This is a genomic window from Oceanispirochaeta sp. M1 (assembly GCF_003346715.1).
Classification (GTDB): Bacteria; Spirochaetota; Spirochaetia; order DSM-2461; family DSM-2461; genus Oceanispirochaeta.
This window is the reverse complement of record NZ_QQPQ01000008.1, coordinates 20622-34665: the sequence shown is the minus strand read 5'-3', so window position 1 is coordinate 34665 and position 14044 is coordinate 20622. Positions and strand designations below refer to the sequence as shown.

Here is a 14044-nt window from a genome sequence, read left to right as displayed (position 1 = left end):
CCCAGGGTTAGTGAATTTAGAGGAGCCCATCACACTCCTTCCGGCTGATCGTTGTAATCAGTTCGCCGGCATCCAGGTCACTGGACACAGTACTAACTCTGTGGGCCAATACAGGAACTGCCATATCCCGTATATCCTGATCTGTCACAAAATCCCTGCCGGACACAAAGGCGAGTCCCCTGCAGGCAGCAAGAAGCATAAGCGCGCCACGCGGGGAGACTCCCGCATAAAGGTCCTGAGAATTTCTTGTTGCTGCGCAGATTCTGATAATAGTCTTCATAAGACTCTCTTCACAGAAAACTCCCGCTGCAGCATCCTTGCATTTCATAAAGCTGGAAAGAGTGCAGACCGGCTGAAGTTCCGGAAGTATTGTATGAGAAGGATCTGATTTCAGTATGGACAGTTCTGAATCTTCATCAGGATAAGATGGCTTGAGACGGATCATAAATCGGTCTTTCTGTGCCTCGGGAAGGGGGTAGGTCCCTTCATGATCCAATGGGTTCTGAGTAGCAAGGACCAGAAAAAAATCTTTCAGGGGATAGGTTTTACCACCAAGAGACACCTGTTGTTCCGCCATCACCTCGAGGAGAGCCGACTGGACCTTAGGGGTTGTTCTGTTTATCTCATCGGCAAGCAGAATATGTGTAAAAACAGGGCCCGGTCGAAATTCGAAATTTGACTCTTCTCTATTCCACACATCCACTCCGGTAATATCATAGGGAAGCAGATCAGGGGTAAACTGTATTCTTGAGAAATCAGATAAATCTATCAATGCTGAAAGGGTCTGAGCCAGGGTTGTTTTACCCGTCCCGGGCAGCCCTTCAAGGAGGACATGACCACCTGCCAGGATAGCGGCACAGAAGAGACGGATCAGTTCATCCTGCCCCTGAATCACTTTCTTGAGTCCCTCATTTAGAGAATGTGGAATTTCTTTGGGATCTATTGTGATCATCACTCATTATTATATTGACGGATCGCCAAGAATACAATAAATTTAATTTTATAGAATATATTGACAGCTTTCAGCTAAGTCATTAAGATGGCGTTACGTTTTACGGGGGTGTAGCTCAGTTGGCTAGAGCGCGTGAATGGCATTCACGAGGTCATGGGTTCGATTCCCACCACCTCCATTATTGAGCTGAATCTTTTCTGTAATCACAGTGAAGTTCAGCTCTTTTTTTTTACAACAATAGGGATAAGACATGGGGAACAACGACATTTTTTCCGGTGATATTGATCCGGAAATTGCTTCTTTGCTCGGTATTGATGACTCTACAGACGTAGAAACTCCTGATTATGAGAACCTCTTCAACGATGGTGCAGCCGAAGAAATTACGGAAAGCTCAATCCTTGAAGAAGACATCAGCAGGGAGGGCTTCCTGCTTCCTGAAAAAGAGAGTCAGGAATCTAATCCTCTTTATTCAAATCCTAACTACTATAAATCCATATTAAACGGTGAAGGAGAACTGGCTCATAACATCCATGAAAATATTTCCCAGTTTCTCAAAGCCACAGATCCCAAAGAAAAACTTAAATTCAGAACAAGACTGATAGGTCAGTACTGGGAACTTTACGGCATTATATCTTCCAGAATAATGAAGCTTCAGGTTGAACCCAAAAGAGGTGTTCTCCGCTACGGACTGCTTCTACCTAATATAGTTTCTGCTGAGCAGCGTAAAATGCTGGGGAGCATCATCGAAAAGAATGAAACCGGGGAACCCATCTATTATGTGGATGAGTGGCTGGAAAAAGTTGCCTCCGGCATGGTTTCACCTCTTGCGACTGACGACCTGAAACCAACTAAAAGATCAGGTGACCAGAAGGTCAAAATGCAGCTGGATAAATCCAAAGGAAGCCGTGAGGCACACCTTGGAACCCTGGGAAATCTCCAGAAAAGGAGAAAATTGATTGAGGAGCAGCTGCAGAACCGTCTGAATGATCTGAAGAAACATACCAGAAATTCGGTGTTCAGCGAACTTGAAAGTCTCTATTCCGTAGGACAGAGCAAAAACATAGGTGATATGATAAATACCCTGAGAGAGCTTTCTTCTCTCCATAAGGATATGAGTATTCATTATGATCAGCTCAACAAGGCGGATCAGGATTTCAAGAAGCTGAGAAAAAAGGCCAAAGAGAGCGGTGCCATTGCAGAGGTAGCTCCATCGGAACTCCAGAAGGAGGGAGGCAGCATCAGACAGATGGCCAAACTCTGTGTAGGTCGTCAGGGAAACCACTTCCCCATACTGATGAATCAGTTCTTCAGCTCCCGTCTTCAGTCCATCGCAACCAGAGAAAATGTCATCAAGTTGCTTATGGAGATTGAAAAACTGGATGAAGGTGTTTTCAAAAGAACATTTCGTCAAAAAACAAACCGAATAGTTCCCCATATAATACTTATCCCCTGTTACGGTGACAGAGGAATCTGCTGGGAACCTTTTGAGCGATATAATAGAGCCACAAGCCGCGGCCGTGTTGCCATACCCATATTCCCAAAAGATCTTAAAATAGCTGTTCTGACAGCAGTTGCGGATCTGAGATGGCAGGTTTCAAAGGAAAAAGCTCAGCATTACTGGATGGAAGAGGGACTGACGGGTCATTATTACCAGTATTTTTCAGACAAGAAGCTCAGAGGAGATGTACGTCTGAAATTCATCGAAGACTATATTCTATGGATAACAAAAGAGGGTGAAGGGGTTCAGAAACTGGACAAGGAAGCCCGGGGTATATTCTGGAGAGACATCCCCTTTCCTCAGGATCTAAAAGATAATCTGAGAAAAAGAGGTTTTGTTTATAACGAGCTATATAAAAAAGATATGAACAGAGCGGCCTCGGACGGCTACTGAAATTTATCTACGCTTTTTGCTTGAAAAGATAGGATGCATATAGTCCTCCAGATTCCACTTTTTCGTAATAGCTTTAATGATTTTGGAGTAGAGGAAAAAAGACCCTACTACAGAAAATCCGATAATCAGCAGGAATATCAGCATTTTAACATTGCTGCCGGTTTCGGGTGTCAGCACCTTGTTCCCTAAAAAGAGGAACAAAACAAAAAGCCCCAACATTAGAACTACATTGAGTACGGTTCCACCTAACATAAAAAGTATGGTATTCAATTTCTTATTCATTTCTTTTCTTTCTCCTTCCCCCAGAACGATATGAACAGGAGGATTCCGAAAACAACAACTGATGCGTCTGCAATATTAAATGTGGGCCAGCGCTCCATTCCGAAAAGTCCGTAAAAACGAAAATCCAGAAAATCCACAACACCCTCGGGACGGAAGATTCTATCAATCTGATTTCCCAGACCGCCACCTAGAATTCCGGCAAGACAGTATTTCTGAAAAACTGTCTCCTCTCTGCTTCTTACGATATAAACCACAAGAACTGTCATGGCAATCAGAGGCAGGAGAATAAAAAGCCCCTTCCTGAAAGCCAGAGGCAGAGAATCACCCATACTGAAAGCTACACCTGTATTCCTTACGTGAATCAATCTGAAAAAATCATTCCACATGGTAAAAGCAATTGTTCTGTATGGAATTTTTGCTATTACCAGAAGCTTGGTAATCTGATCTGCAATTATCAGCAGAATGGTCAGAATAAAAGGCTTCATTAAGGTTTTCCTATTGGAAGCAGTCCCGTCGGGGAAAGCTGTTGTATCACTCATGTCACCTACCATATCAAAGACCTGTTGGAACATCAATGAAAATTGTTTCCAGTTTAAGCTCTTCCTCAACCTTTTTCTGTATGGACTGAACTCCAGTCAGTTCCGTCAGGTAGTGACCTCCAAAGAGGACATTGATTCCGGCTTCCAGAGATTGATGGTAAATCTGATGAGAGGAGTCTCCGGTAATATAGAGATCCACTCCCTCTTTTATGGCATCACTCACTTCATGAGTACCGCCACCTGATATGATGGCAACAGTGTTTATTTCGGATGGTCCGAAGGGCAGCATTCTTGGATTATGCTCCCAGCCGCCAAACAGGGCTGGAACCAGCTCATCCCGCTTCAGGGCTGTCTCCAACCTACCTTTAATACCTATATTAAAACCTTTATATTCCCCAAATCCTTCCTGATCCTTCAGGCCGAGGATATCGGCGAGTCCTGCATTATTTCCGTATTCAGGATGCATATCCAGAGGCAGGTGAACCGCATAGAGAGCAAGATCATTATCCATAGCGGTCATAACCCGTTTAAAATGATCTCCGATGACGGCCAGAGGTCTTCCCCAAAATAATCCGTGATGGACAAAAAGGAGATCCGCTCCTTCTTCGGCAGCCTTCTCCAGAGTTTCAAGGCAGGCATCAACGGCAAAGGCAACCCTTGTCAGCTTTCTATCATACTCACCGACCTGCAGACCGTTGAGTGAGGCATCCGCCCGCTCCATTGCATCTATTTCAAGAAAGGAACGGCACCATTTATCAAATTCCAGAATATTCATAAGACAAGTATACCTGATCTTTCAGCTCAACGCGAGATAATCACCTATGCTCATTTAAAGTATCTTTGCTTGACAACCGCCCCGCCAAAGATATATTTTGAAGTATAATGGCTGAATAGCAAACAGGCATTACAGAATACAGAATTCAAAGGAAAGGCCATGCCTCCTACCAACATATCCGAAAAAATCAAGGTTGCTATCCAGAAATCAGTGCCTGTGACCGTGACAACTTATAAACTGAACCATGAAACCGAAGTGTATCTTGAAGATATATTAGGAGTATACCTACGGGAACTCGGGCAGGACCCTCTTGTGGACCGCTTGGCCTATTGCCTTAAAGAACTTGCGGTCAATGCAAAAAAAGCCAATACGAAAAGAGTCTACTTTGAAGAAAAGGGTCTATCCCTGGAGAGCAAGGAAGATTATGCAGAAGGGATGAAAAACTTTAAATCCGAGACAATGGACCGGATTGATCATTACCTGGAAATTCAGAAACAGAAAGGTCTGTATATCAAGGTTTCTTTTCATACCTTCAGTTCCAACTTCAGAATAGCTATCCGCAACAATGTTCAGATCACCCGCAAGGAGCAGATGAGGATTTACGACCGCATTGCCCGGTCAAGGGCTTTCGATAGCATGGAGGAGGCTTTCTCTGAAGTCCTGGATGATTCAGAAGGTGCAGGTCTCGGTATAGTTATCCTGATCCTGATGCTTAAGAAAATGGGTCTGGATGAGGACTCCTTTGAAATCGATGGTTCCAGCGGTGAAACTATTGCATCACTGACCATCCCCATCGCCCAGGTTAAACTGGATGAAATGGACATGATGACAAGCAGAATTGTTTCTGAAATTGAGGCCCTCCCTCAGTTCCCTGAAAATGTTACCGTTATCCAGCAGCTTATAAATGACCCCAATTCTGATATAAATGAAATTGCGAGACGAATCAGTACCGACCCTTCTCTGACTGCCGACCTGCTCCGTGTGGTCAACTCGGCAAAATTCATGCTGCCCAACAGAGTGGACAATATTGCCGATGCGGTAAAGATGGTCGGACTCAGAGGACTGAAGAATCTACTGTACTCCTATGGATCAGAAAAGATTCTGAACCTGCCTCAGAAAAAGGAACTCTGGGACCATGCTCACAGGACAGCATTCTACTCCTTCAGTCTTGCAAGAAATATCAAACTTCCTAAAGATTTTATCGATGATGCATATGTCGGCGGTATCCTGCACGATATGGGAAAAATTGTTTTCTCAAGCATACATCCCGAACTTCTTGAAAAGATTCAGGAGTTCTCATCAGAAAAAGAGCTCTCCGCCAGTCTGTTTGAAAACCTGGCAGGTGGTTACAACCATGCCCAGATCGGTGCAAAAATCGCTGAAAAATGGAATTTCTCCAACTCTCTTGTGGAAGCCATCCGCTTTCACCACGAACCCCATTCATCAAGTGTAGCAAACAGAAAGGTAGTCAACTGTGTCTACCTGGCCAATGCTATCTGTGATATGGAAAAAGAGATGATAACCTTTGACCAGCTCGATTCAGATGTTTTAAAATTCTTCAGAATCACATCTGAAGCACAGCTGGACAGAATGAGAGAGATCCTCGGTCAGGCCTTTAAATCCGAATTGATGATGTAATTTCATTTTTCATTATTTTTATTCAGTTTATTGAATTTACCCTTGACCTCTGGCCACGCTTCTAATATATTTGTATATATGATATTTAATATATACATAAACGATTAAGGAGTTTGGTATGTCAGTAGTTGTTTATTCAACCCCAAGCTGTGGTTACTGCAATATGGCCAAGGATTACTTCAAGAAAAATAATATTGCTTTCACAGAGTATAACGTCGCCGTTAACTCCCAGAAAGCGGAAGAAATGGTCAAGAAATCAGGTCAGATGGGCGTTCCCGTGATCGATGTAAATGGACGTGTCATAGTCGGCTTTAACCAGTCTGCCATTGAAAATGCCCTGCACCGTTAAACCATAGACAAAGAAGAGGCCCAGGCATTCATAACAATACCGAAGGCAACAGAAACATTCAGAGATGCTTTGTTTCCATAGAGATCTATGGAAACAATGCCGCCTGTCTGTTCCGCAAGAGCAATACATTCGGGTGATACGCCCAGCTCTTCAGAACCCAGCACAAGAATCCCTTTCCGGGGAAATGAAAAATCTGCAATAGATTCTCCTCCCAGTTCCATAGCAAAAATACTTTCATCCATAGCTGCCAGCTCAGAATAGTTCATACGCCTCCAGGGGATACGCTGAGTACAGCCCATGGCGGTCCTCACAGCCCGTGGATGATCCGGATCCGCCGTGCCGGGAGAGATATAGATATTGGAGATACCTAGGCACTCAGCGGTCCTGAATACAGATCCTACATTAAAGGGAGAACGCAGTTCATCCAGATAGATGCTGCATGGAAAGCTCTGCCGCTCTCCGGCTCTTCCATCTTCAGGATTCAGAAGATCCCAGTCTGCAGGAGCAATATCAAGATAGCTCATAAAGATATGCCGCATTCGATTTACAAGAATAAGAAGAGAAGAGACATCGGCTGTTTCGGTGAGGAGATTCCGAATACTATTAACTGGATTCTCAGGGAGCCTCAGGGCCTCTTCTTCCTCAACTGCATTCAGAAATTCTTTCAAGTAGAGCAGGTCGGGATTTATTCCCTTATGGAGTCCAAGCTCCCACTCCCCCAGTATGCGGATAATTTTACGCTCCCGGGTGCCTTTCTTAAGAGAGAATAATTTTCTGACAGTAATCATTACCAGCTGCTTTTAAGTATTGAAAAAATCTGGTCAACAGTAATTCCACTGCTGCCCAGCTGAGTAAGCATCTGTCCTGTTGTTTCGGCAGCCAGAGCCAGAGAGTCCTGTGCAATGCCGGTATTTCTAAGCTGTGAAGGCATGGAATACCAGCCTATCAACTCCCGCACTGCGTCTTTCAACTCATCCGGAGTTCTGGGGGCATCTTCTATATCCCTGAGCTGATCCAGAAAATCACTGATCTCACTGGCGGCAACAGAACAAAGATAATCAAGGATAAAGGGCATCAGAATCATGGCAATAACAGAGCGCGACTGATCAAAATGACCACTTACAGCCATTACAAGAACTCCCGGCCAGAATATTCCTGTTTCCTGGTGCGCCATCGCTGTCAAAAATCCTGCTTCCATCAGATCGGAAGCGGCATCTAGATCCCACTCTCCGACGAGAGCTTTCTTTCTCCGCCACAGACGGCGGAAGGCTGAAACACTGTGTACTTCGGATAGAAATGATCTTGTGGGAAAAACGGCACATACCAGAGTATTCATCATCAGTTCAAAGAAAAGAGGTGTTCTGTACCTTTCTGGAAGCACCAGAGAGTGCACTGGATCACATACCTGCAGGCATGTGCTATTTGGATGGTAATTAATAATTCTGCTTATACCATTTCTGCTGTCGGTCAGAAGAAATCTCGACTGTAGAAACAGGGGCGACCAGAAGTCGCTGAGAACTTCGATACAGGGAAGTGAAAGACCTCCACCACTCCCCCTTTCCATAAGAGTATCAGGGTGAAGTCCTTCAGGTACGGAAGCGGCGACTGCTCTTGCAATAGCAATAGTTCGTCCTCCGCCCATCGCAAGGATTGACTCAACATGGCTGCCTTTTGCCAGATTCTGGCAGGTTTCAACAGAATAGGCAGTTCCTCTCAGGGCCTCTTCTTCATGAAGAATAGTACCAATACCATGCCCCTGAAGTAGACTCTGAAGTTTTCGGACCGAATCCTTATATAGAGGCTCACTGATCAGCAGAACCCGTTTACCAAGTTTTGTAATTTCGATACCAAGACGGTTTGTTTCATTAACCCCCTGCAGTACACGGGAGGGAACCTGTAGGAATATCTCGGCCATAATGACTCCTGAACTGTATTATTTGCAAAAAAAAGGCAGAGCTTTAAGCCCTGCCTGTAATATACACTGTAAATCTTTCAAATTCCAAATAGATCCATCAGTTTGTCTGCTACGGAGTTTACTACCGTGTCGTTGATATAATTCGGATCCTGCAGGCGGGCTTTGACCTCGGCAATACGATCTTCTCGGACATCGGGAGCAAGCTTCACGCTTTCCATGGTCTGAAGCAGTTCAGCACTTTTCTTTGCTTCACTGGAGACATCGATGGAATCGGATTTTTCTTTTAGTTCGGACCGGACTGCTTTCTCGGTTTTATTAAAACGAGATAGTGGATCTACCGGACCTATTCTATCTATTGTCATGTCAGCTCCTTTGCTCTCCATTAATAAATATCGACACGCCTGCCATAATATTAACCTTTTTTCTCCGCCGAAACAAGTAAAGCAAACTCACCTTTCGCATGATTTTCGCTTTCCAGCCGGTAAATTAAGTTATCGGCAGTTCCTTCTATATATTCTTCAAATTTTTTCGTCATTTCACGTCCCATGAGAATTTCACGCTCAGGGTCCAGTTCTCCTATCTCCTGAAGTACCTTTATGACCCTGTAGGGGGACTCATAAAGCATAAATGCTTCATTTCTTTCGAGAAGTTCAGTCAGTCTTTTTTTTCTTTTTCCAGATTTTGGAGATAAAAAACCTTCAAATAAATAGGATTTTCCATGAAATCCACAGACTGATATGAGAGTGGAGAATGCAGATGCACCGGGAATGGGATAAATTTCATGGCCTGCATCCCGGGCACAACGGACCAGTAATCGACCGGGATCGCTGATAACCGGGGTTCCCGCATCAGAAACATAGGCAATATTTTTGCCTTCATCCAGCAATTTTACAATACCGGGAGCACTCTGTTTCTCGTTCCGGGCCCTGCAGCTGATAAGATGCTTCTGAATTCCGTAATGATTCAGCAGTTTTGCGCTATGCCTTGTATCTTCACAGGCGATAATATCGACTTCTTTTAGGACTTCCACAGCCCGGTAGGTTATATCCTGAAGATTACCAACGGGAGTTGCCACCATATACAGTATTGCCATAAGATGTAGAATATATGAAACCTTGGCTTGTGACCAGATTACAGGGAGAGAACTCGGATGTTTCCTGAAATTCTTATAATAATTATCTTATTCTCAATTCTCCTTTACCTGATCATATCCTTCTTATTATCATCCAGACAGAAAGATGAGGGAAGAACTGACTCCTTCTCAGACGATTCAGATGTATCTGAAGATAAAGTCACCCCCTGTCCCCTCTGCGAAAAGGCCCTGCATAGGGGAGAACGAGTTCACTCCGTTATTTACAGCCAGGGCGAAGACAGACTGATGAATATTTTCGGTTGCCCCTGGTGCTACAGCAATCATCCGGCAGGTCATAGAGAGCCTTCAAGAGAACGCTACTGTCCCTCCTGTGGAGTACTTCTGAAGGAAGGGAGCTTTGCAGTGGCCAGAGTATTTGAAAGACCCGGCAGAAAGACTCATGTCCATGTTCTGGGATGCCCGGTCTGCCGGAATATGAGATAAACCCGGATATCTGGATACTGGGAGGATTCCATGGAAGAATTTTCGTTGCAAGTTATAAAAATCATTAAAAACATACCCCCCGGAAAAGTCTGCTCCTATGGACGGATCGCCCATATGGCCGGAGCGCCCCGGGGAGCCCGTCAGGTCGCCAGACTGCTCCACAGTTCCAGCAGAAAACACTCCATGCCCTGGCACAGAGTCGTCAATTCCTCGGGAGGCATCTCACTTGAGGGAGATGCCGGACAGATTCAGAGGGGGCTTCTGGAAGCTGAGGGTGTCGAGTTTACGGCCTCTGGAAAGGTCAGACTCGGCAAACATCTCTGGGAAGGCTGAAATTGCCCCTTGGACAGAGAGGGTATTGATCTGTTATTCTCAGATGTATTATGAGTACAGTCACAATCAAAGGTAAATCAATAGCTTCCGGCAGTCCTATAACCCTCAGGGGGTCAATACAGGTTCCTGCCTCAAAATCCCATACCATCAGAGCCCTGTTGATTGGCTCTCTTGCAGAGGGATCAAGCCGCATACACCAGCCTCTTTATTCAGCAGATACACTCTCCTGTCTCGATGCCTGCCGTAAACTGGGAGCCGTCATTGAAGACTGCAAAGATGGCTGGAAAGTCCTTTCCCCCATCCCTTTCGGAGCGGGAGAAGATGTTTATATCGATGTCGGTAACTCGGGAACATCCCTTTACCTTCTTACAGCCATTGCTGCTGTACTGGGCAGAAAGGTCCATTTTGACGGTGATGATCAGATCAGAAGCAGGTCAGCGGGGAGACTCCTTAATGCCCTGAAAGCTCTCGGAGCCGAAGTGGAGTCATCTGAAGACGGATATGCACCCTACTGGGTAAAAGGCCCCCTTAAAGGTGGAGAGTGCTCCATTGAGTGCCCCACCAGTCAGTATCTTTCGGCTCTTCTTCTTGCAGCACCCCTACTGGAATCTTCAGACAGAGAATGCCGAATCAAGGTTCCCCTTCTTATGGAACAGCCCTACGCAGAAATGACCCTGAAATGGATGGAAAGACAAAACATCCGTTGGCAGCAGAAGGAGATGAAAGAGTTCACTATTTCCGGTGGACAGAAATACAGATCCTTCGATGCAGTCATTGCCGCCGACTTCTCATCGGCCACATTTTTTTTCTGTGCCGCAGCACTGACCGGCTCTACCCTTCTTATCAAAGGACTGGATATGGAAGACAGTCAGGGTGATAAAGCCGTTCTGGATTATCTGAGTACCATGGGTGCTTCTATAAGACATACAGAAAAAGGTATTGAAGTAAGGGGTGGTCAGCTGAAAGGTGCAGTACTGGATCTTAATGACACCCCCGATGCCCTCCCGGCCATGGCTGTGACAGCCTGTTATGCCAAGGGAGAAACCCGCATTATCAACGTTCCTCAGGCGCGAATGAAAGAGACTGACCGTATTTCAGTGATGACCGCCGAACTCAGAAAGATGGGAGCAGAGATAGAAGAGACCCCTGACGGTATGATTATTCAGGGCAGTCCCCTGACAGGAAACACTGTGAAAGGACACGGTGATCACCGTGTCGTAATGTCCCTGGCCATAGCCTCACTTGGAGCAGTCGGTGAAACAGTGATCGATACGGCAGAAGCCGTGAATATAACCTATCCCGGATTTTTTGAGCAGTTTGAGATCCTCCGGCCTTAACTCTCAGGCCCTGAGTCTTTTCCTCTGTGAGAGAAGCACTGAATTGATATGCCCCCCGGACCCATAAGAAGTCCCTACTACAAGGAGAATCCCGAATGAACATGAAAACGACAGCAATTGAACTTAGAAGTGATACCTTTACCCGCCCCTCACAGGCCATGCGTCAGGCAATGTATGACGCCGAAGTGGGAGATGATGTCTACGGTGAAGATCCCAGCATAAACGCTCTGGAAAGCAGAACCGCAGAACTCTGCGAAGCCGAAGCGGCTTTATTTGTAAGTTCGGGAACCATGGGCAATCTTATCCCGCTTATCATAATGGGAGGGCGCGGAAAAGAAGTGATCCTTCACGAGAATGCCCACATCCTGCACCACGAAGTGGGAGGGATTGCTGCTGTTGCCGGAACTGTTCCTATTGCTGCTGCAGGAGAGCGGGGAATTCTTACTCCCGATGCCGTAGCAGGAAAAATCAAGGAAAATGACTACGACATAGCTCATACCAGTCTTATTACCATAGAGAATACCCATAATTTTGAAGGTGGTACCTGCTGGAAAAAAGAAGATCTCGCCGCCTTATCCGCTTATGCACAAACTAAGAATCTCCCCATACATATGGACGGTGCCCGCTGTTTCAATGCCTGTGCGGCTACCGGAATGAGCCTGAAAGAGATTTTTTCCTATGTGGATTCTGCCAATCTCTGTCTCTCCAAAGGACTGGGTGCACCCGTGGGTTCAATGATTGTCGGAAGCAGATCCCTGATTGAAGAATCCAGACGCTGGAGAAAGATACTGGGCGGCGGAATGCGTCAGGCGGGAGTTATTGCCGCTGCCGGACTCTATGCCCTGGAGCACAACAGAGAGAGACTCAGTGAAGATCATGATCATGCCATGGAACTGGCAAAGAGCCTTGATGCATGCGGATGGGTAAAAGTAGATCTGAACAGGGTGGAGACAAACATCGTATTTTTCAATACTCCCGGAATCAATGCTAAAACAGTAGAGCAGAAACTGGCTGAAAAGGGAGTCAGAGTCATTGCGACCGCTCCTGAAGAACTCCGCCTTGTAACAAGTCTTGAAGTTTCTTCAGAACAGATAAAAGAGGCCTGTCGGATCATTACAGAACTCAGTTTCTAATAAGCCCTGATTATCTGAATTATCGCCGTTCCAGATAATTCAGATAATCAGTTCGGGTCACAATCCCCAGTAACCGGCCTTCATGGGTCACAGGGATATGTCCTACATTAAACTGCAGAAAAAAAGACTCCAGCTCTTTCACACTGGCATCACTTTTACAGCTGTGGACCTTTCTGGTCATATAGCTGCGGACCGGTGCCTTCATCTGCTCACTCTTACGGGCTTTACTGATATCTCTCAAGGTCATAAACCCGATCAGTTCATTATCGTCATTGAGCACCGGCGCTCCTGTATGACCGATTTTTTCCAGAAAGATTGAAGCATCCAGCACAGACCATGAATCCTGAATGATATCCACATCAGGAGTCATGAGATCTTCAGCTGAAACGGCGGGAAGCAGGGAATGTGTCAGTCCTTTTATAAACGATTCATAGACCTCTTGTCCGAATTTACCCTTAAGCTGAGCAGATGCCGCACGGGTATGGCCGCCTCCGCCCCAGGGAGCCAGAATACTGCTCACATCGATTGTCTCTTTCTGACTTCTACCGATAATCAGGGTTTTATTTGCCTTCTCCAGTCCGAAAAGGACAAAGAGAGCATCCGCATTTTCTACCTCGAATACCTTTTCAACAATGGGAGCCAGACCGCTGACCTGATCTTTCATTTCAAAGTAACTGAGAATAATCGTATGTCCGTGAATTTTCTTATATACCAGACGGTTCAGAACCTGATGAAAGAGAGATATCTGGTAATCCTGTTTCAAAGGCTTTAAAAACTGACTGACCAGCTTCATACTGGCCCCCTGCTTCATCAGCCAGGTGGATGCCCTGAAATCTTCAACACAGACATTTTCATGAGTAAAGTTTCCGGTATCTGCAAAGATCCCTGTGAGGGCGATTGTCGCATCCACAGGATTAAGCTCGGTCCCACTCTCCTTAAGAATCAAAGCCAGAATAGTGGTATTAGAACCATAACTTTCGGAATGGATCTCTGCATTTTTAAGATCACAGCTGTCATTACAATGGTGGTCATAGACAATCATCCGACCATCAAAATCCGGAAGGAACTCCATATATTCCCGTATACGCCCGCTGGTCCTTGTATCCAGGATAACTATTTCATCCACATGCTGATCCCTCAGGTCTTTTGAAGACATAAAATTCAAATGCTTTTTATAAAGATTGTACAGAGATTTGGCAACAGGATGGATCAGACGGCTCTTCACACAGACGGCATCGGGATAGAGATAACGTCCCAGAACAAGAGAACCCATACAATCCAGATCCATATTACTATGACCAACGAGTATTTTCATATTATTTTA

Annotated in this window: 16 protein-coding genes and 1 tRNA gene; 8 read left to right on the top strand and 9 right to left on the bottom strand. The window is 45.4% G+C overall.

Annotated features, from left to right (window positions below):
• Positions 1-16: 16 nt before the first annotated feature.
• Positions 17-952, bottom strand: coding sequence for a MoxR family ATPase (locus tag DV872_RS07060; protein ID WP_114629159.1), 936 nt, complete (start codon positions 950-952; stop codon positions 17-19).
• Between the two features lie 104 nt (positions 953-1056).
• Here DV872_RS07060 and DV872_RS07055 point away from each other — a divergent pair.
• Both DV872_RS07055 and DV872_RS07050 read left to right on the top strand, forming a co-directional pair.
• Positions 1057-1130: transfer RNA gene (locus DV872_RS07055), tRNA-Ala, on the top strand.
• Positions 1131-1202: 72 nt separating this feature from the next.
• On the top strand, positions 1203-2843 hold the full coding sequence (locus tag DV872_RS07050) for a hypothetical protein (protein WP_114629158.1): 1641 nt from the start codon (positions 1203-1205) through the stop codon (positions 2841-2843).
• A 3-nt stretch (positions 2844-2846) separates the two neighbouring features.
• Here the strand turns inward: DV872_RS07050 and DV872_RS07045 are convergent, their stop codons facing one another.
• From DV872_RS07045 to DV872_RS07035, 3 genes are read right to left on the bottom strand one after another with little or no spacing between them, the layout of a single operon-like run.
• Positions 2847-3125, bottom strand: coding sequence for a leader peptide processing enzyme (locus DV872_RS07045; protein ID WP_114629157.1), 279 nt, complete (start codon positions 3123-3125; stop codon positions 2847-2849).
• Positions 3122-3664: a signal peptidase II gene (gene lspA, locus DV872_RS07040; RefSeq protein WP_114629295.1), complete on the bottom strand. Its 543-nt coding sequence runs from the start codon at positions 3662-3664 to the stop codon at positions 3122-3124. The genes DV872_RS07045 and lspA overlap by 4 nt, the downstream gene beginning before the upstream one ends.
• Before the next feature lie 13 nt (positions 3665-3677).
• The gene (locus DV872_RS07035; RefSeq protein WP_114629156.1) at positions 3678-4439 is read right to left on the bottom strand and encodes a Nif3-like dinuclear metal center hexameric protein; all 762 of its coding nucleotides are present in this window, start codon (positions 4437-4439) and stop codon (positions 3678-3680) included.
• Between the two features lie 159 nt (positions 4440-4598).
• Here DV872_RS07035 and DV872_RS07030 point away from each other — a divergent pair, with 159 nt between their 5' ends.
• Both DV872_RS07030 and DV872_RS07025 read left to right on the top strand, forming a co-directional pair.
• Positions 4599-6077, top strand: coding sequence for an HDOD domain-containing protein (locus tag DV872_RS07030; protein WP_114629155.1), 1479 nt, complete (start codon positions 4599-4601; stop codon positions 6075-6077).
• Positions 6078-6195: 118 nt separating this feature from the next.
• On the top strand, positions 6196-6426 hold the full coding sequence (locus DV872_RS07025) for a glutaredoxin domain-containing protein (RefSeq protein WP_114629154.1): 231 nt from the start codon (positions 6196-6198) through the stop codon (positions 6424-6426).
• Here the strand turns inward: DV872_RS07025 and DV872_RS07020 are convergent.
• From DV872_RS07020 to rsmI, 4 genes are all read right to left on the bottom strand, one after another.
• Entirely contained in the window at positions 6423-7214 is a 792-nt protein-coding gene (locus tag DV872_RS07020) for a TrmH family RNA methyltransferase (protein WP_114629153.1), read from the bottom strand. The genes DV872_RS07025 and DV872_RS07020 overlap by 4 nt on opposite strands.
• Positions 7214-8341 (bottom strand): iron-containing alcohol dehydrogenase, encoded by a 1128-nt coding sequence (locus DV872_RS07015; RefSeq protein WP_114629152.1) that lies wholly within the window; start codon positions 8339-8341, stop codon positions 7214-7216. The genes DV872_RS07020 and DV872_RS07015 overlap by 1 nt, the downstream gene beginning before the upstream one ends.
• 77 nt (positions 8342-8418) lie before the next feature.
• The gene (locus tag DV872_RS07010; protein WP_114629151.1) at positions 8419-8703 is read right to left on the bottom strand and encodes a flagellar biosynthesis anti-sigma factor FlgM; all 285 of its coding nucleotides are present in this window, start codon (positions 8701-8703) and stop codon (positions 8419-8421) included.
• Between the two features lie 50 nt (positions 8704-8753).
• A complete protein-coding gene (gene rsmI / locus DV872_RS07005) occupies positions 8754-9434 on the bottom strand; it encodes a 16S rRNA (cytidine(1402)-2'-O)-methyltransferase (protein ID WP_114629150.1) in 681 nt (226 codons plus the stop codon).
• Between the two features lie 57 nt (positions 9435-9491).
• Here rsmI and DV872_RS07000 point away from each other — a divergent pair, with 57 nt between their 5' ends.
• From DV872_RS07000 to ltaE, 4 genes are all read left to right on the top strand, one after another.
• Positions 9492-9917: a hypothetical protein gene (locus DV872_RS07000; protein WP_114629149.1), complete on the top strand. Its 426-nt coding sequence runs from the start codon at positions 9492-9494 to the stop codon at positions 9915-9917.
• A gap of 30 nt (positions 9918-9947) precedes the next feature.
• Complete coding sequence (locus DV872_RS06995) at positions 9948-10250, top strand: MGMT family protein (RefSeq protein ID WP_114629148.1); 303 nt, start codon at positions 9948-9950, stop codon at positions 10248-10250.
• A 50-nt stretch (positions 10251-10300) separates the two neighbouring features.
• Positions 10301-11587, top strand: a complete 1287-nt coding sequence (gene aroA, locus DV872_RS06990) for a 3-phosphoshikimate 1-carboxyvinyltransferase (protein ID WP_114629147.1) — start codon at positions 10301-10303, stop codon at positions 11585-11587.
• Between the two features lie 95 nt (positions 11588-11682).
• Positions 11683-12720: a low-specificity L-threonine aldolase gene (gene ltaE / locus DV872_RS06985; protein ID WP_230391477.1), complete on the top strand. Its 1038-nt coding sequence runs from the start codon at positions 11683-11685 to the stop codon at positions 12718-12720.
• A 19-nt stretch (positions 12721-12739) separates the two neighbouring features.
• Here ltaE and DV872_RS06980 read toward each other — a convergent pair whose 3' ends face one another.
• Positions 12740-14035 carry a CBS domain-containing protein gene (locus DV872_RS06980; RefSeq protein WP_114629146.1) on the bottom strand — a complete coding sequence of 432 codons (1296 nt, stop codon included), beginning with the start codon at positions 14033-14035 and terminating at the stop codon, positions 12740-12742.
• Positions 14036-14044 lie beyond the last annotated feature (9 nt).

What these genes read in the sequence shown, in the direction of transcription:
- DV872_RS07060 (WP_114629159.1), bottom strand. Translation starts at nt 952, where the DNA reads ATGATCACAATAGATCCCAAAGAAATTCCACATTCTCTAAATGAGGGA.
- DV872_RS07050 (WP_114629158.1), top strand. Translation starts at nt 1,203, where the DNA reads ATGGGGAACAACGACATTTTTTCCGGTGATATTGATCCGGAAATTGCT.
- DV872_RS07045 (WP_114629157.1), bottom strand. Translation starts at nt 3,125, where the DNA reads ATGAATAAGAAATTGAATACCATACTTTTTATGTTAGGTGGAACCGTA.
- lspA (WP_114629295.1), bottom strand. Translation starts at nt 3,664, where the DNA reads ATGAGTGATACAACAGCTTTCCCCGACGGGACTGCTTCCAATAGGAAA.
- DV872_RS07035 (WP_114629156.1), bottom strand. Translation starts at nt 4,439, where the DNA reads ATGAATATTCTGGAATTTGATAAATGGTGCCGTTCCTTTCTTGAAATA.
- DV872_RS07030 (WP_114629155.1), top strand. Translation starts at nt 4,599, where the DNA reads ATGCCTCCTACCAACATATCCGAAAAAATCAAGGTTGCTATCCAGAAA.
- DV872_RS07025 (WP_114629154.1), top strand. Translation starts at nt 6,196, where the DNA reads ATGTCAGTAGTTGTTTATTCAACCCCAAGCTGTGGTTACTGCAATATG.
- DV872_RS07020 (WP_114629153.1), bottom strand. Translation starts at nt 7,214, where the DNA reads ATGATTACTGTCAGAAAATTATTCTCTCTTAAGAAAGGCACCCGGGAG.
- DV872_RS07015 (WP_114629152.1), bottom strand. Translation starts at nt 8,341, where the DNA reads ATGGCCGAGATATTCCTACAGGTTCCCTCCCGTGTACTGCAGGGGGTT.
- DV872_RS07010 (WP_114629151.1), bottom strand. Translation starts at nt 8,703, where the DNA reads ATGACAATAGATAGAATAGGTCCGGTAGATCCACTATCTCGTTTTAAT.
- rsmI (WP_114629150.1), bottom strand. Translation starts at nt 9,434, where the DNA reads ATGGCAATACTGTATATGGTGGCAACTCCCGTTGGTAATCTTCAGGAT.
- DV872_RS07000 (WP_114629149.1), top strand. Translation starts at nt 9,492, where the DNA reads ATGTTTCCTGAAATTCTTATAATAATTATCTTATTCTCAATTCTCCTT.
- DV872_RS06995 (WP_114629148.1), top strand. Translation starts at nt 9,948, where the DNA reads ATGGAAGAATTTTCGTTGCAAGTTATAAAAATCATTAAAAACATACCC.
- aroA (WP_114629147.1), top strand. Translation starts at nt 10,301, where the DNA reads ATGAGTACAGTCACAATCAAAGGTAAATCAATAGCTTCCGGCAGTCCT.
- ltaE (WP_230391477.1), top strand. Translation starts at nt 11,683, where the DNA reads ATGAACATGAAAACGACAGCAATTGAACTTAGAAGTGATACCTTTACC.
- DV872_RS06980 (WP_114629146.1), bottom strand. Translation starts at nt 14,035, where the DNA reads ATGAAAATACTCGTTGGTCATAGTAATATGGATCTGGATTGTATGGGT.